This is a genomic window from Croceicoccus naphthovorans, assembly GCF_001028705.1.
Taxonomy (GTDB): Bacteria; Pseudomonadota; Alphaproteobacteria; order Sphingomonadales; family Sphingomonadaceae; genus Croceicoccus; species Croceicoccus naphthovorans.
The window spans coordinates 1,167,618-1,182,939 of sequence record NZ_CP011770.1 but is presented as its reverse complement, the minus strand read 5'-3'; the positions used below and the strand labels follow the sequence as shown (position 1 = coordinate 1,182,939).

The window sequence follows — 15,322 nt, the reverse complement described above, 5'->3', positions numbered from 1 at the left end:
CCGCTCCACCCTATTCCGCCGGAGCAGCCGCTTCCTCCGCCACGGCCTCTGCCGCTGCGGTCGCGTCTGCGTCGGGCGTTTCCTCACTCTCGGGCGCTTCGCTGGCGACAGCCGCCGGCTTGGCCGCGCCGCCTTGCGATACGCCGGTCTGCTTCATGCACCAGCGCAATTGCTCCATCGCGCGGTCCTGCTTCGGCCCGCTCAGGTCGGCCAGCGTCAGCCGCTGCTGCGCCAGTCGCCCGGTCAGGCAATCGCACAACTGTTCCTCCTTGCGCGCGCTCTGGGCGAAATGGCCCACGACATCGCGGCAGGTCAGCACCTTTTCGGCGCGCTGTTCATCTTCCAGCCCCGGCTTCGGATCGTCGCCACACGCCGCCAGCAGCAGGGTCGACGCCATCAGAACCGCACCAGCCATTGGGAACCGCACCATCAATACTCCGTCCTGTCCGCTTGCGACCCGTCCATCGGGTTCAGCCCTACGCCACGGTGGTAAAGGCCGGGTTACCGCGCGCCTTCATCGCCCGATTGCGCTGGCCCCGCAAGGGGCAGGTCGCCGGTGCGAGGCCCCCTACCCCTGAATCGGAATTCCCTCTCGCCACTGTTTGACCGGCAGGACCCAGTCCTCTGGCCGGGTCTGGCGGCTGGAAGTTGACGAAGTTGACACGCCCGGCAAAAATTCCCGGCACCCCTGCGCCCGATCTGGTTCGGGGCCAGCCTTGGGGCCTGTGTCGGGGCCTTCGTCGTCAGAGACATCCTCGCCCCGCTCCGCCATCAGGCGCGCGATTTCGTCCATGCGCGATGGCGCGGGTTCCGGTTCGGGCGCGGCGGGCTTGGGAACAGCGGGCATGGGATCGGCGGCGCGGACCGGATCGGGTTCGGGCGCGCCATCCCCATCCGCATCGTCCTCTTCAACATCCCCATCGCTATGCCCCACATTCTCGGCGGCCCATTCGGCGTCGCTACGGATCCAGTCGTCGCTGCCCAACCGGTCCAGCGCGCCGTCCCAGTCGGCCATGACTTCTTCCAGCACGTGCGGATCGGTGCCGCTGGCCTCCAGCGCGTCGCGATTGCGGTCGAGCAGCTGGATAAGCAGCTTGTCCGAATAGACCCGCGTTTCGGCGACCAGCTCGCCATGATAGAAATGTTGCTTGATCGTGCCGTTGATCGCCCGGTCCCACGCCGCTTCCTCAAGAGCATGGGCCGCAAAGGCGCGCGCCGCATCCCACGCCTGCCGAAAGGCCCGCGCATCGGACCGCCGCCGCAAGGAATAGGCCGCCTGAGCGCTCATCCCCACGCGCGCACAAGCCGCCCGCACCGACCCGCTATCGGCCAGCGCCTCTGACGTGACCCCCAGCTTTCCCCCAGCTGGGATTAGAGCCGGACCGCGTTGTTGCGCATGAGCGCGGTTGAAGCAATGGGCTGCGTAGCGGAGCCCGTAGGGCGTAGCGAAGCTGGCCATTGCTTATCCAGTTTGGCGGCGAACGCCGCCGGGGTGTCGTAGTCGAGGGAAGAATGCGGCCTCTCCCGGTTGTAGTCCTCCACCCAGGCAGCGATCTCGACGCGGGCGTGAGCCATGCTGAGGAACAAAGTCTCATTGAGCAGTTCGTCCCGCATGCGGCCATTAAAGCTCTCGACGTAAGCGTTTTGCATTGGCCTTCCCGGTGCGATGTAATGCCACTCCACACCGATCTCCCCACACCATGCCAGCACCGCATTGCTGGTGAGCTCGGTGCCATTGTCGCTGACGATCATGCCGGGCTTGCCACGCTGCGCGATCAGCTCAGTCAGTTCGCGCACGACACGGCGCCCGGAGATCGACGTATCCGGCACCGCTGCCAGGCACTCCCTCGTCACATCATCGACCACGTTGAGCACCCGGAATCGTCTTCCCGAAGCCATCTGGTCGTGAACAAAGTCCAGGCTCCAGCGCTGGTTCGGCAGCGCCAGCACCGGAGCAGGTGCTCTCGTGCCCACAGCACGCCTGCGACTGCGTCGTCGTCTGACCGCCAACCCTTCCTCACGGTAGAGCCTCTGGGTCTTCTTCCGGTTGATCATGATCCCCTCCCGGCGCAGCAGGATGTGCAGACGGCGATAGCCGAACCGCCGACGCTGGTTGGCCAGCTCGCGCAGCTTCTCACGCAGATCGGCGTCATCGTCCCGGGTGGAACGGTAACGCACGCTCTTGCGATCAGCATCGATGACACGGCACGCCCGCCGCTCGCTCATCCCGTGGCAGGCCTGGAGATGAGCGACAGCTTCCCGCTTGGCGGCGGGCGTCAGAACTTTTTTGCCAGAAGATCCTTCAACGCGGCCTGGTCCAACATGGCATCGGCGAGCAACCGCTTCAGCTTCGCGTTCTCGCTCTCGAGCTCCTTCAGTCGGCGGGCATCGGACACCTCCAGCCCGCCATACTTCGACTTCCAGTTGTAGATCGTCGCTTCCGACACTCCGTGTCGCCGGGCCAGGTCAGCGGTCTTCGCACCCGCCTCAGCCTCCTTCAGCACACCGATGATCTGCTCTTCGGAAAACCTCGTTCTCTTCATCTCGTCCGTCCTTCTGTAAGGGCCGGACTCTAATCCAAATTGGAGGAAAATCAGGGGGTCACGTCATCGCAAATCTTAGTCGACCCACATTTCCTAAACTATTCCGATAATGCCATATGAACTAAAAAATTATACACAATTGATTGAAAACTCATTCCATTCCTAATGAAATTGACGAGGTGAGCACGAAAAACGGCTGGCAGCGAAGCATTCGCTTCGCCACCAGCCGTTCCCTTGGCATCCCCGATCCCCCAACCGGGGACGAAGGATCAGCGGCGCGCCGCCTCGCGCGCGGACTGGACCGCCGGAAGCAGCAGGGCGGCCTGCGGCTCCTGACCCGGCGAGCGCAAGCGGCTCGGCGTGGCGGGGCGGGTGGAGCCGGTGCGGGCGCGGGCCGCGCCATCGGTGCCATTGAACACCTTTACATGCGGGCCGCCCCCTGCCCCCGGCGCGGTAATCACATCGGCCCGGCCCCCATTCTCTTTGGCTCCATTCACATCGCCGCTGGCCACGCGAACGCCGCTGCGGCGCTGGTCGGTCCCCATGTGATCGGGGCGCGGTTTGGCCTGCACGCAGCAATCCTCTTCCCCGCCGTTCGCCGCCTCGCTCTCGCCCTTGATGTCGCCGATCTTCAGGTAACCGGCGGCCATCGCCGGGCTGGAGGCCAGAACCGCCGTGGCGGCGATAATGCTCAGGATCGTTTTCATCGTCTCGTCTCCTCTACCCCGCGCCGCCTTGGCGGCCATGCGGGTCAAATCCATCCGCCGGACCGATCCCGGCGATGAAGAGGAGATAGCGCGCGCCCGGCCCCCGCGCGGTGACGCGGCGCACAGTGGTCAAATTTTTGGAGCTGGTCAGGCGTACATGTTGACGCAGGCGTCGATAATGCCATCGCCCTCAGGGTATTTGCCCGACAGCATTTCGGCCGGGTTCAGATCGCGGTTGCGGAATTCGACGATCACGCAATCGCAGGTCAGTTCGGCGCGGCGCGTCGCGGGGGACTGCCCTTCGGCGGTGAACTGCGGTTCGAAATGCGCGACGCAAAGGTCCTTGGCCCCGCCGACCTCGCCCTTGTCCTGATCGGTGCGGTATCCCAGTTCGGCGGCCAGATAGTAGGTGGCATAGCCGATGACGGCGAACAGCACCAAGAAGAACACGAAACCCTTTGACCGATTACTCATGACGCCCCCGCGCGAACCCTAACTACCGGCGCAGGGATGGCACAGGACGGTTAACAACGCGTTTGCCATGTGGGCGTTTGCCATTTGGGCGTTTGCCATGTCGCGGCGAAGGCCTGCCCCGTGCGCCTGGCGTCCCAAGGCGGCCTAAAGGTTCACGATGCCATCGCGATGCAGGCGTCGGCGATTTCCTGCATCTCTGCCCGGTCGCCGGTGATCATGTCGGTCAGTTCCAGTCCGCGCCGCTTGAACTCTGCACGGGTGCAGCGGCACGCGGTCTCTGCCGCGACCTTGCTGGGCAGGCGGTCGCTGAACTGGTTGACGCATTGCGCCATCTCTATCCCGTCCGTCCCGCCGCCATAGGGTTCGGCTTCCACCCGGATCTCTCGCGCCCAGTTGAACGCGAAGTAGAAGGCGATGCCGCCCGATATCAGGCAGACAAGTGCCTTCTTCACAAAGTCGCCCATGCCAGTCCCCCCGGTGGCGTTTCGTCACTATCGCGCGGGTTACATCCCGTGCATCATCAACTGGCCGCGCACCGCGCCGCCGGGATATTCCGCATTGTGGACGTTGACATAGTAGTCGGCTGGCGACGCCAGCATCGCGGCCAGCAAGTCGGCATCGACATCGGCGCAACCCTCTGCCTTGCCCGTGGCGGGCGCCTCAAGCGGCACGGCGACCGGCCCGTTCGCCCCGGCGGGCGCGGTGTGGATGTGCGCCATGGTGGCGGCGTCGATCTTGTTGACCATCAGGCGATAGCAAAGCTGGCCGTCCTTCACCCATCCCATGAACTGCCCGCGACCATCGGGATCGCCTTCCGGCACCTCGTTCGCGCCCAGCAGGCCGGTCATCAGCATCTGCGAATGCCCGTCGGCCTTGGCGGGCATCTCCTCGTGATGACCCGCAAGCGCGGGTGTGGCCACAAGCGCGGCGGCGATGGCGATGGCGGACTTGTTCATGATGCGACTCCTTCTCCGATACGAAGACAGCGTATCATGCCCAGCGGCGAACCTCTACTCCGCCGCCTCGCGCCCCATCTCCATGCCCAAAACCGGCAGGCCCAGCATGGGCGCAAGGTATTGCCCGGTAAAGCTGCGCGGGTTCTGTGCCACGTCCTCCGGCGTGCCCTCACCCACGATCTCGCCCCCGCGCACCCCGCCTTCGGGGCCAAGGTCAAGGATCCAGTCGGCGGTCTTGATCACGTCGAGGTTGTGTTCGATCACCACCACGCTGTTCCCCTGCTCCACCAAGCGGTGCAGCACTTCCAGCAGCTTGCGCACATCTTCGAAATGCAGGCCCGTCGTCGGCTCATCCAGGATATAGAGCGTCTGCCCCGTCGACCGGCGCGACAGTTCCTTGGCCAGCTTCACCCGCTGCGCCTCACCCCCTGAAAGCGTCGTCGCCTGCTGGCCGACCTTGACGTAGCCGAGGCCGACTTCGTTCAGCATGTGCATCTTGTCGCGGATCGGGGGGACGGCCTTGAAGAACTCTTCCGCGTCCTCGATCGTCATGTCCAGCACGTCGGCGATGGACAGGCCCTTGAACTTCACCTCCAGCGTTTCGCGGTTATAGCGTTTGCCGTGGCATTCCTCGCACGTGACGTAAACGTCGGGCAGGAAGTGCATCTCGATCTTGATCAGCCCGTCGCCCTGGCACGCCTCACACCGGCCGCCCTTGACGTTGAAGCTGAATCGCCCCGGTTTGTACCCGCGCGCCTGCGATTCCGGCAGGCCGGCGAACCAGTCGCGGATGTTGGTGAAGGCGCCGGTATACGTGGCGGGATTCGACCGCGGGGTGCGGCCGATGGGCGACTGGTCGATCTCGATCACCTTGTCGCAATGTTCAAGGCCGGTGATCTTGTCATGCGCCCCCGCCACCACGCGCGCGCCGTTCAACGTCCGCGCGGCCCCGGCGTGAAGCGTGTCGATGGTAAAGCTCGACTTGCCCGAGCCGGACACGCCGGTGATGCAGGTGAACGTGCCCAGCGGGATCGACGCGGTCACGTCCTTCAGGTTGTTCGCCCGCGCGCCATGTACGGTGATGGCCTTGCCGTTACCCTTGCGCCGCTTCTTCGGCACCTCGATCTCGCGCGTGCCGTTCAGGTAAGCGGCGGTCAGCGACGCTTTCGACTTCAGCACCTGCTTCAGCGTGCCCTGCGCGACGACTTCGCCGCCATGCACGCCCGCGCCGGGGCCAAGGTCCACCACGTGGTCCGCCGCGCGGATCGCGTCCTCGTCATGTTCAACGACGATGACGGTATTGCCCAGATCGCGCAAACGCTTCAGCGTTTCGAGCAGCCGATCATTGTCGCGCTGATGCAGACCGATCGACGGTTCGTCCAGCACGTAGAGCACACCCGACAGGCCCGAACCGATCTGGCTGGCAAGGCGGATACGCTGGCTCTCACCGCCCGACAGCGTGCCCGACGTCCGGTCGAGATTCAGGTAATCCAGCCCCACGTTGTCCAAGAAGCCCAGCCGCTCGTTGATCTCTTTCAGGATTGCCTTGGCAATCTGGTTCTGCGTGTCGTTCAACTGTTCGGGCAGCGCGAGGAACCAGTCCTTCGCATCGGACACGCTCATCTTGGTGGGCGTCGCGATGTCGGTCGCCCCAAAAACACTCGGGATCTTCACCGCCAGCGCCTTTTCGTTGAGGCGCTTGCCATCGCACACCTCGCACGGCTGCGCGGTCTGGTACTTGCCCAGTTCCTCGCGCATCCACGCGGACTCGGTCTGGAGCATCCGGCGGTTGAGGTTGCCGATCACCCCTTCGAACGGTTTCTTGACCGTGTATTCCTTGCGCCCGTCCTTGAAGGTCAGCGGGATCGCGCGGCCCTTGGTGCCGTAGAGGATGATCTCGCGGATTTCCTTGTCGAAATCCTCCCACGGGGTCGTCAGGTCGAATTCGTATTCGCGCGCCAGACTGGCCAAGACCTGCATGTAATAGGGCGACGGTGGGTTGGACTTCGCCCAAGGCACGACCGCGCCTTTCTTCAGGCTCAGGGCCTCGTTCGGCACCACCAGTTGCGGATCGAACAGCAGCTTTTCGCCCAGCCCGTCACAGGCCGCACAGGCCCCTTGCGGCGCGTTGAACGAGAACAGGCGCGGTTCGACTTCCTCAATGGTGAAGCCGGAAACCGGGCAGGCGAACTTTTCGCTGAACACGATGCGGTTGGCGGGGATGCCTGCCCCCTTCATCTGGCCGCCGGTTACGTTCGCGCCCTTGGCCTCATCCTCACGCCCCGGCACGACGCCATCGGCCAGATCGACATAGGCCAGCCCCTCGGCCAGTTTCAGCGCCTGTTCGAACGAATCCGCCAGCCGCGTCTCAATCCCCGGCTTTACCGCGATCCGGTCGACCACGACCTCGATGTCGTGCTTGTATTTCTTGTCGAGCGCAGGGGCTTCCTCGATCAGGTACATCTCGCCGTCGATGCGCACGCGCTGGAACCCGGCCTTTTGCCACTCGGCCAGTTCCTTACGGTACTCGCCCTTGCGCCCGCGCACGACGGGGGCCAGCAGATAGAGCCGCGTGCCTTCGGGCAGCGCCATGACCCGGTCGACCATGTTCGACACCGTCTGCGCCTCGATCGGCAAGCCGGTTGCGGGGCTGTAGGGCACGCCGACACGCGCCCAGAGCAGGCGCATGTAGTCGTAGATCTCGGTCACCGTCGCCACGGTGGAGCGCGGGTTGCGGCTGGTGGTCTTCTGCTCGATAGAGATCGCGGGGCTCAGGCCGTCGATATGCTCCACATCGGGCTTCTGCATCATCTCGAGGAACTGGCGTGCATAAGCGCTCAGGCTCTCGACATAACGGCGCTGCCCCTCGGCATAGATCGTGTCGAAGGCAAGGCTGGACTTGCCGCTGCCCGACAGGCCGGTGATCACGATCAGCGCATCGCGCGGCAGATCGATGTCGATGCCTTTAAGGTTATGCTCGCGCGCGCCGCGCACCTTGATTTCGGTCAGCACAGGACAAGCCTGTGCTTTGGGATCGTGGTGAGTCTCATATGGCGAATGTGTTCCGCAAATGTTCCGCGCCGTCAAGCGCCACCGTGGGCTTGTCCGCCCCAAGATGAGCGATGTGGGGCGGATGGGGCGGATTGCAACGGGGGGTTGAGTTGACCGGCGGCAGATAGCGACCCCATTGCGGACATGTCGCAAATCGCGGGTTCAATGATTGGAAGCAAAGTCGTCGAGGTCTATCGATGGACAGCGATCCATGCCGGCAGAGGTCTCATCAACGGACAATCTGCGATCACCATCAACATCCATGCAGTCGAACGTGGCGAGCGGCCCGGCGAGCAATTCCTCAAGTGTGAGGTAGCCGTCATGGTTGGTATCTTGGCTGGTGTAAAAGCCGAGTATTGCTTGCCGCTGCGTCTGCAGATCGACGACCGTTTCAACAGTAGACGTATCGTTCAGCGGTCGTTGGAAAGCTTCGTCCACCATGTTTGCCATTTCGGAGCGGCTTAGCTTATTGTCGCCATCCTGATCCCAATATTCCACGGTCTTAATGTAACCAGAGATTGCCGCTTCGCGAGTGTTTTCGGCTGGTACCTTGGCGGCGCAAGCAGCCGCACAGGCTAGCCATACGGCCGAAAAAGGAAGGATCAGGTTCATCTGTTCAGAATATCAGAGCCACGACGTCGCACAACGTCAGTTTTCCACCCTAATTCCTGACATTCCAGCATTCCGCTAATCTCAGCAAATGTCCCACCGCCTCTTCATCGCCATCCGCCCACCAGAACCGGTCATCGACGCCATGATCGACGTGATGGACGGCATCGAGAACGCCCGCTGGCAGGATGAGGCGCAGTTGCACCTGACGCTGCGCTATGTGGGCGAAGTCGATACCCCCACCGCCAACGACATCGCCGATGCGCTGGGCCGCATACGTTTCGCACCGTTCGACCTGACCTATCGCGGCGTCGGGCATTTCGAGCGGAGTCATTGGCCCAGCGCCGTCTGGGCTGGCGTGGTGCCCTCGCCCGGACTCGACACGCTGGCCAAGAAGGTGGAGCGGGCCTGCGTTTCTGCCGGGTGCGCGCCCGAAACGCGGCGGTTTACGCCGCATGTCACGCTGGCGCGGCTTAACCGCAGCAGCGGCCCGGTGGGCGACTGGATGGCCCGGCACGGCGACTTTGCCTGTGCGCCGGTGCGGGTCGATCATTTCACTCTCTACGAAAGCACGCTGTCGCACAGCGGATCGCACTATGATCCGGTGGTGCGGTTCAGCCTTGCTTGAGGTCAACGTCGGCGACCAGCCCTTCGCGATAGTGGCAGGTGTAGCGCAGCACATAGACCGCATCGCGCATCGACACGATGGCCTCCTGCGCAAACCGGGCGCAAGATGCGCGGCAGGCCTCGGGGGACCATGTCGTATCCTGCATCATGATGATGTTCTGCACATAGTCGTTGGTCAGCCGGAACGTGCAGTCCAGCGCGGCGCGCTTGCGGATGTCGGTGACGTTCGGACGCTGCGCCGGTTCCGCGGCAAATGCGGGGGCGGCAAGGCCCGGCATAAAGGCCGCCAGCAGGATAAACGCGCGTTTCACCGGGCCTGTTTAGCCGCAGCAGGGCCGCCGCATCAAATGACAATCAGCGCCCGTTCCCCCGGTGACCCTGTCCAGGACACTTCGACCTGCCAGACGCGGGCGATCAGGTCGGGGGCCAGCGCCTTGTCCGGCGGGCCGTCGGCGGCGATGCGGCCCCGGTCCAGCACCACCACCCGGTCGGCATGGTTCATCGCGGCGGCAAGGTCGTGCAGCACGACGACGACACCGCGACCACGCTCCGCCTCTGCGCGCAATTGCCGGATCAGGCGGCGCTGGTGCGCAAGGTCCAGACTGGCGAGCGGCTCGTCCGCCAGCATCCAGCGCGGATCGCCCGCCAGCACCCGCGCCATCGCGGCCCGCGCCTTCTCTCCGCCCGACAATTGCGAGACGGGACGGTGGGCCAGCTGCTCAAGCTCCATCGCATGGATAGCCTCGGCCACGGCGGCGGCATCGGCCTCTCGTGTAGCCCACGCTGGGCGCCCCGGCACCGACCGCCACGGCAATCGGCCCAACCCGACGAGCGTTTCGACCGAGATGTCCCACGCGACGTCCGCCTGTTGCGGCAAATAGCCCAAGGTCCGCGCCCGTTCGCGCGGCGGGATCGCGGCGATGGCGCGGCCATCCAGTTCGGCCGTGCCGCTCTCCTCTGGCAACAACCCCGCCAATGCCGAGAGCAGACTGGACTTGCCCGCCCCGTTCGGCCCGCAGATCGCCGTCAGCTTTCCGGGTTCGATGGCCAGCGTCGCGCCTTCTACCACCATGCGCCGCCCGCGCCGGATCGACAGATCGTTCGCTGCCAGCATCACGCCAGCTCCCGCCGCAAGCGCAGCAGCAGCGCAAGGAAGAACGGCGCGCCCAGCAGCGACAGCGCAATGCCCAGTCTGAGCTCGCTCGCCATCGGCAAGACGCGGCACAGGGTATCGGCCAACAGCACCAGCAACGCACCGGCCAAGGCACTGGGCACGATCAGGGTGGACGGGCGGCGGTCGGTAAACGGACGCACCAGATGCGGCACCATCAGGCCGACGAAGCCGATGATGCCCGCCACCGCCACACCCGCCCCGATGACCAGCCCGATGCCGATCACGATCCACCATTGCAGCCGCTTCGCCTCTACCCCCAGCGACAGCGCCGCTGCCTCGCCCAATGTCAGGGCATCGAGCGAAGCCCCGGTGCGCCACAGCACCGCCAGACCCGCGAAAGTGAGCGGCGCGGCAATCCAGACGTCGGCCCAGCTACGGTCGGTCAGCGCGCCCATCAGCCACGTCACGATCTCGCTGGTGGCAAAAGGATTGGGCGAGAGCGAGATGGCAAGGCTGGTCAAGGTGCCCGCAAGGCTGGCGATCATCAGGCCCGCCAATGTAAACAGTGCGATACCGCCGGTCCGCCCGGCGATCAGCGCCAACAACGCCATCGCGCCCCCGGCCCCGACCAGCGCGAAACCGGGCAGAACGAAGGGCACGCTGGCAAGGCCGAGAAACAGCGCCATGACCGCGCCGAATGCCGCGCCGGGCGCAATGCCGAACAGGCCGGGATCGGCCAGCGGGTTGCGCAAGTATCCCTGCATCGCCGCGCCTGCGCCGCCCAGCCCCGCGCCGATGATCAGCGCCAACACCCCGCGCGGCAGGCGCAGTTCCATCAGGATCGTCGTCGCGTTCGGCACCGGATCGGCCCAAGGCGCGATCCACACCCGCCCCGCCAACAGCGACAGCGGAAGGACCAGCGCGATGCCCACCAGGAGAATGAGCGAGAGCCGCTTCATCGCAGCTCTCGCCAAATTTCAGCCAGCCGCCCCGCCGCTTGCGGGATCGTCGGCCCGCCGCACCATGTGAGGCGCGTGTCGAACGGTTCGGTCCGGTCCGCCAGCACCGCCAGTGCCGGGTGCGACTGCATCCGCCCCGCGCCCGCGTTCAGCACGACCGAAGGCGGATCGGCCAGCACATCCTCCAGCGGGACGACAGCACCCTGACCCAGCCCGCGTCCGACCGAGAAGTTGGTGAAACCGGTATGCGCCAGCAGGTCCGACACCAGCGTCGCCTCCCCCGGCACCAGTCCGCCCGCTTGCCAGATCAGCGCGGGCACCGGCTTTTCCGGCCCGGAAGGATCGGGGGCGGCATCGGCCAGCGCCGCATCGATCCGCGCCACCAGCGCCTCGCCCGCGTCTTGCCGACCGGCCAGCGCGGCGAGTTCGCGGACTTGCGCGCGGGCGTCCTCCACCGAAGCGATCGACCCGATCTTCACGACGCGCAGGCCCATGCGCCGCAGCGCCTGTTCGGTCGCGGGCGGCAGGAACGTGCCCGCCACCACCACATCCGGGGCCAGCGCGGCAATTTCCTCAGCGGCACCCGATGTCGCCGGAAACCTTCGCGCCAATGCCACATCCATCGAGGCACTGTCGGGATCGTGGCTGTAGTGCGAAACGGCCATCAGCCGCTCTGGCGCGACTTCGGCCAATATCGCGTCGGCGCAGGGATTGAGCGAGACGATCCCGGTTTCTTTTGGGTGTGGCCCCTCAGCGGGCATCGTCTCGCTCGTGGCAGGCGCGCAGGCGGTCAGCAGGATCGCTGCCAAAGCCCCCGTCGCGCCCACCTGTTTCGTCATGACCCGCTCACATCCGGAACCTTATCCCCGCATAGGCGCTGCGCCCCGCGGTCGCATAGCCCGCCGCCGTCTGATAGCCGCTGTCGAACAGGTTCTCGATCCTTCCAAACGCTTCTACCGGCCCGAACGGCAGCGATGCGCGCAAGTCGACCGTGGCGAACCCGTCCAGTTCGGTCGTGTTGTTGATGTTCTCGTAGCTATCGCCGACCAGCCGCGCGTCGGCACCCAGCGAGAGCAACCACGGCGTCTGCCAGTCGATCCACGCGGCCAGCGCATGGCGCGGGCGGCGACCCAAGTCGTTGCCCTCCGTAAAGCCATCGGGCGTGCGGTCCACCGCCTTGACGTAGCTATAGCTGGCCCCGGTCTGCAGCGTCGCCGATGGGCTGGCAGCCAGTTCCACCTCGAATCCCTCGGCGCGCGCGCGCGAGGTATTGTCGTAGTAGCCATAGGGCCGCGTGGCGCATAGCCCATCGGTAATGCCGAAGCATGAGGCAAAGCCGATCAGGTTGCGGCTGTCGCGGCGAAAGGCCGACAATGCGATAAACAGCGGCCCGCCGCGACTGCCCTTCTCGATCCCGATGTCATAGGCGCGGCTGGTTTCCGGCTGAACGTCCGGGTTCCCATAGTCGGAGAACAACTGGTACAGCGACGGCGCCTTGAAACCTTCGCCATAAGACGCGCGCAGGCGTACGTCGGAAACCAGATTGACCGTGCCGTTCGCGCCGAACGACCATTCGTCGCCAAAGCGCGAGTGATCGTCATAACGCACGCCCGCCGCAACCGAAGCCGCTTCGCCATACCAGCCAAGCAGCGCGTGGCCGCTGGTGGTGTTGGCCTTGGCATCGTCGCCGAAGGTGGTGTCGAACCGGGTCCATTCGCGATCCGCCCCGAAATCGAGCGCGACCTGCCCCGCCGGCGTGATCCGGCCGAACAATTCGGCCCGCTCGGAACGGCCTTTGTAGGCGTACTGGAATGCCTCGTCCTGCGCCGCGTCGTAATAACGCCGCCGCGTGTCCGAAAGCGCATAGCCCGCATCCAGCGTCAGCAGGTCGGTCGCATAGTGCAGCCCGGTGCGGCCCGAATACTGGCGCGTGCGCGAATAGTCTTCGGTATCGGCAAGGACATAGTCGGGCGCGGGAAACCCATCGAACTCGGTCCGCCCGTTGGCAAAGCGCCCGTTGGCAACAATCGCCAGCTCCGGCGTCAGGTCGTACCGCGCCCGCCCTGTCAGCTGCCACTGGCGGAACCCGTCATCCTCGGTGCCCGATGCCGCGCGGCTGAACCCGTCGGTGTCATAATACGATCCGGCCAGCCCTGCGGCGAGCGGGCCTTGCACCGTGCCCGCCGACAGCGTGGCGTATTTCGTATCGTCGCTGCCATACTCCAGCGATCCGGCCACGCCGTTATCGATCCGTGTAACGACGTTCATCACGCCCGAAATTGCGTCCGATCCCCAGACGACCGAATTCGACCCGCGCAGCAACTCGATCCGCTCGACATTGCCCGCCAGCAGGTTGCCGAAGTCGAACTGGTTGCCGATGTCGGACGCATCGTTGACGCGCACGCCGTCGATCAGGACCAGCAGGTCGTCCGCTTCACCGCCGCGCACGCGCACGCCGGTCAGAGAGCCCGGACCGCCCTCGCGGCTCTGCGTCACGCCCGGCAGGCGCGACAGCACGCGGGTCAGGTCGGGGCCCTGAATGCTCTCGATCTCGTCAAGGTCGACGACGCTGACCGGCTGGCCGGTGCTGTCGATCGACAGCGGCAACCCGGTGGCGACGACGACGATGGCATCGGACCCGCCCGACGCCGGGGGCGCGGGTTGGGCATATTCGATCTCTTGCGCCAAAGCAGGCTGGGCAAGTACGGTGGAACTCAACAGAAGCAAAATAGTACGCAAGGGGAACCTCCCATATGAACGACACGCGTCGCTCATGCGGGAAAGGCACACCATGCGCCCGTCTCGCTGCCCCCGGTACACCCCGCCCGCTGGCTCGAACGACCGGTATGGGCAGGTCTCCTGGCTTCCGGGTCGGGACCGTTGCTTCGCCTTCCCGGTTACCCAGTGGCACTTGAAGCACGGCTCGCCGGTTACAGTTGCGGGGGCAGCGCCGGATTGGCAGGATGTTTCCTGCGCACCGGCTTCCCTCTTCGTGCCTCGTCCCTTTCGGAAGTCGGCAACCCTTACCGTCGCGGCGGCCATTAGGTGCATTGCGGCAAACTGGCAAGCCTGCCTGTAAACGCCCCACTATTGCTATTGCGAACTGATTGCAAAGATAGTTAGCAATACCGACTTTTTGCCGGTTGCAATCCCGGTTTCACGGGCCTAGGGCCGACCACCGAAACGGGGCATGCGGTCCTTGCGGGCAATCCGTGTGCCATGACTATCAAGTTCACCCATCGCCCGCAGCGCGACAGGAGGAACAGGTTAAGATGGCACGCAAGAAGATCGCCCTGATCGGTAGCGGCATGATCGGCGGCACGCTCGCCCATCTGGCGGCGAAAAAGGAAATGGGCGACATCGTCCTGTTCGACATTGCCGAGGGCATGCCCCAGGGCAAGGCGCTCGACCTTTCGCAGTGCGGCCCGATCGAAGGTTTCGACGCAAACATCACCGGCACGAACGATTATGCCGACATCGCGGGTGCAGACGTCATCATCGTCACCGCCGGCGTGCCGCGTAAACCGGGCATGAGCCGCGACGACCTGCTGGGCATCAACCTGAAGGTCATGAAGTCGGTCGGCGAAGGCATCAAGGCCCACGCACCCGACGCGTTCGTCATCTGCATCACCAACCCCCTCGACGCGATGGTCTGGGCACTGCGCGAATTCAGCGGGTTGCCGCACAACAAGGTCGTCGGCATGGCCGGCGTGCTGGACTCGGCCCGCTTCGCCACCTTCCTTGCATGGGAATTCGGCGTTTCGGTGAAGGACGTGAACGCCTTCGTGCTGGGCGGCCACGGCGACACGATGGTCCCTGTCCTGTCCTATTCCACGATCAGCGGCATTCCCGTCACCGACCTCGTCAAGATGGGCAAGTCGACCGACGCGAAGCTGGACGAAATCGTGCAGCGCACCCGTTCGGGCGGCGGCGAAATCGTCGGCCTGCTCAAGACCGGTTCGGCCTATTACGCCCCGGCCACCAGCGCCATCGCGATGGCCGAAGCCTACCTTGGCGACCAGAAGCGCATCCTGCCCTGCGCCGCGCACCTGACCGGTGAATACGGCGTCGACGGTCTCTATGTCGGCGTACCCGCCGTGATCGGTGCCGACGGCATCGAACAGGTCGTGGAAATCGAACTGAACGACGAAGAAAAGGGCAACCTTCAGGTTTCCGTCGATGCGGTCAAGGAACTGCTCGAAGCCTGCAAAGGCATCGACGGCTCGCTGGCCTGATCGTCGCCCCGACAATAGTATAGTCTTTCCGGCCGCCCCGGCGCCTA

General features: G+C 65.0%; 16 protein-coding genes and 1 riboswitch. Of the genes, 2 read left to right on the top strand and 14 right to left on the bottom strand.

Features of this window, described 5'->3' with window-relative positions; genetic code table 11:
• Positions 1–10: 10 nt before the first annotated feature.
• The 9 genes from AB433_RS06000 to AB433_RS05955 form a co-directional block, all read right to left on the bottom strand.
• Positions 11–430, bottom strand: a complete 420-nt coding sequence (locus AB433_RS06000; RefSeq protein WP_156170693.1) for a hypothetical protein — start codon at positions 428–430, stop codon at positions 11–13.
• A 138-nt stretch (positions 431–568) separates the two neighbouring features.
• Positions 569–1,459, bottom strand: a complete 891-nt coding sequence (locus AB433_RS19370; protein ID WP_169749275.1) for a hypothetical protein — start codon at positions 1,457–1,459, stop codon at positions 569–571.
• Positions 1,372–2,543 (bottom strand): IS3 family transposase gene (locus AB433_RS05990; RefSeq protein ID WP_156170623.1). Its coding sequence is split into 2 segments (ribosomal slippage): positions 1,372–2,291 and positions 2,291–2,543, totalling 1,173 coding nucleotides; the frame shifts between segments, so codons are not numbered across the junction. Before AB433_RS05990 ends, AB433_RS19370 begins: the two co-directional genes overlap by 88 nt.
• A gap of 269 nt (positions 2,544–2,812) precedes the next feature.
• Positions 2,813–3,250, bottom strand: a complete 438-nt coding sequence (locus tag AB433_RS05980; protein WP_156170692.1) for a hypothetical protein — start codon at positions 3,248–3,250, stop codon at positions 2,813–2,815.
• Between the two features lie 147 nt (positions 3,251–3,397).
• The gene (locus tag AB433_RS05975) at positions 3,398–3,724 is read right to left on the bottom strand and encodes a hypothetical protein (RefSeq protein ID WP_047820320.1); all 327 of its coding nucleotides are present in this window, start codon (positions 3,722–3,724) and stop codon (positions 3,398–3,400) included.
• A 152-nt stretch (positions 3,725–3,876) separates the two neighbouring features.
• Positions 3,877–4,188 carry a hypothetical protein gene (locus AB433_RS05970; RefSeq protein WP_047820319.1) on the bottom strand — a complete coding sequence of 104 codons (312 nt, stop codon included), beginning with the start codon at positions 4,186–4,188 and terminating at the stop codon, positions 3,877–3,879.
• A gap of 39 nt (positions 4,189–4,227) precedes the next feature.
• A complete protein-coding gene (locus tag AB433_RS05965; RefSeq protein ID WP_053059013.1) occupies positions 4,228–4,680 on the bottom strand; it encodes a CHRD domain-containing protein in 453 nt (150 codons plus the stop codon).
• A gap of 54 nt (positions 4,681–4,734) precedes the next feature.
• Positions 4,735–7,692 carry an excinuclease ABC subunit UvrA gene (uvrA, locus tag AB433_RS05960; RefSeq protein WP_047820318.1) on the bottom strand — a complete coding sequence of 986 codons (2,958 nt, stop codon included), beginning with the start codon at positions 7,690–7,692 and terminating at the stop codon, positions 4,735–4,737.
• Positions 7,693–7,893: 201 nt separating this feature from the next.
• The gene (locus AB433_RS05955) at positions 7,894–8,343 is read right to left on the bottom strand and encodes an EF-hand domain-containing protein (protein ID WP_047820317.1); all 450 of its coding nucleotides are present in this window, start codon (positions 8,341–8,343) and stop codon (positions 7,894–7,896) included.
• 88 nt (positions 8,344–8,431) lie between these two features.
• Between AB433_RS05955 and thpR the strand changes: the two genes are divergently transcribed.
• On the top strand, positions 8,432–8,968 hold the full coding sequence (thpR, locus tag AB433_RS05950; RefSeq protein ID WP_047820316.1) for an RNA 2',3'-cyclic phosphodiesterase: 537 nt from the start codon (positions 8,432–8,434) through the stop codon (positions 8,966–8,968).
• Here the strand turns inward: thpR and AB433_RS05945 are convergent.
• From AB433_RS05945 to AB433_RS05925, 5 genes are read right to left on the bottom strand one after another with little or no spacing between them, the layout of a single operon-like run.
• Entirely contained in the window at positions 8,955–9,278 is a 324-nt protein-coding gene (locus AB433_RS05945; RefSeq protein WP_047820315.1) for a hypothetical protein, read from the bottom strand. The two genes, thpR and AB433_RS05945, sit on opposite strands and share 14 nt — an antisense overlap.
• A gap of 32 nt (positions 9,279–9,310) precedes the next feature.
• A complete protein-coding gene (locus AB433_RS05940) occupies positions 9,311–10,081 on the bottom strand; it encodes an ABC transporter ATP-binding protein (protein WP_047820314.1) in 771 nt (256 codons plus the stop codon).
• Positions 10,081–11,040, bottom strand: a complete 960-nt coding sequence (locus AB433_RS05935) for a FecCD family ABC transporter permease (RefSeq protein ID WP_047820313.1) — start codon at positions 11,038–11,040, stop codon at positions 10,081–10,083. The genes AB433_RS05940 and AB433_RS05935 overlap by 1 nt, the downstream gene beginning before the upstream one ends.
• Complete coding sequence (locus AB433_RS05930; protein ID WP_245626597.1) at positions 11,037–11,879, bottom strand: ABC transporter substrate-binding protein; 843 nt, start codon at positions 11,877–11,879, stop codon at positions 11,037–11,039. The genes AB433_RS05935 and AB433_RS05930 overlap by 4 nt, the downstream gene beginning before the upstream one ends.
• A 7-nt stretch (positions 11,880–11,886) precedes the next feature.
• Positions 11,887–13,758, bottom strand: coding sequence for a TonB-dependent receptor plug domain-containing protein (locus AB433_RS05925; RefSeq protein WP_245626596.1), 1,872 nt, complete (start codon positions 13,756–13,758; stop codon positions 11,887–11,889).
• 114 nt (positions 13,759–13,872) lie between these two features.
• Positions 13,873–14,080, bottom strand: a riboswitch (cobalamin riboswitch).
• Positions 14,081–14,312: 232 nt separating this feature from the next.
• Between AB433_RS05925 and mdh the strand changes: the two genes are divergently transcribed.
• A complete protein-coding gene (gene mdh / locus AB433_RS05920) occupies positions 14,313–15,275 on the top strand; it encodes a malate dehydrogenase (RefSeq protein ID WP_047820311.1) in 963 nt (320 codons plus the stop codon).
• Positions 15,276–15,322: the final 47 nt, after the last annotated feature.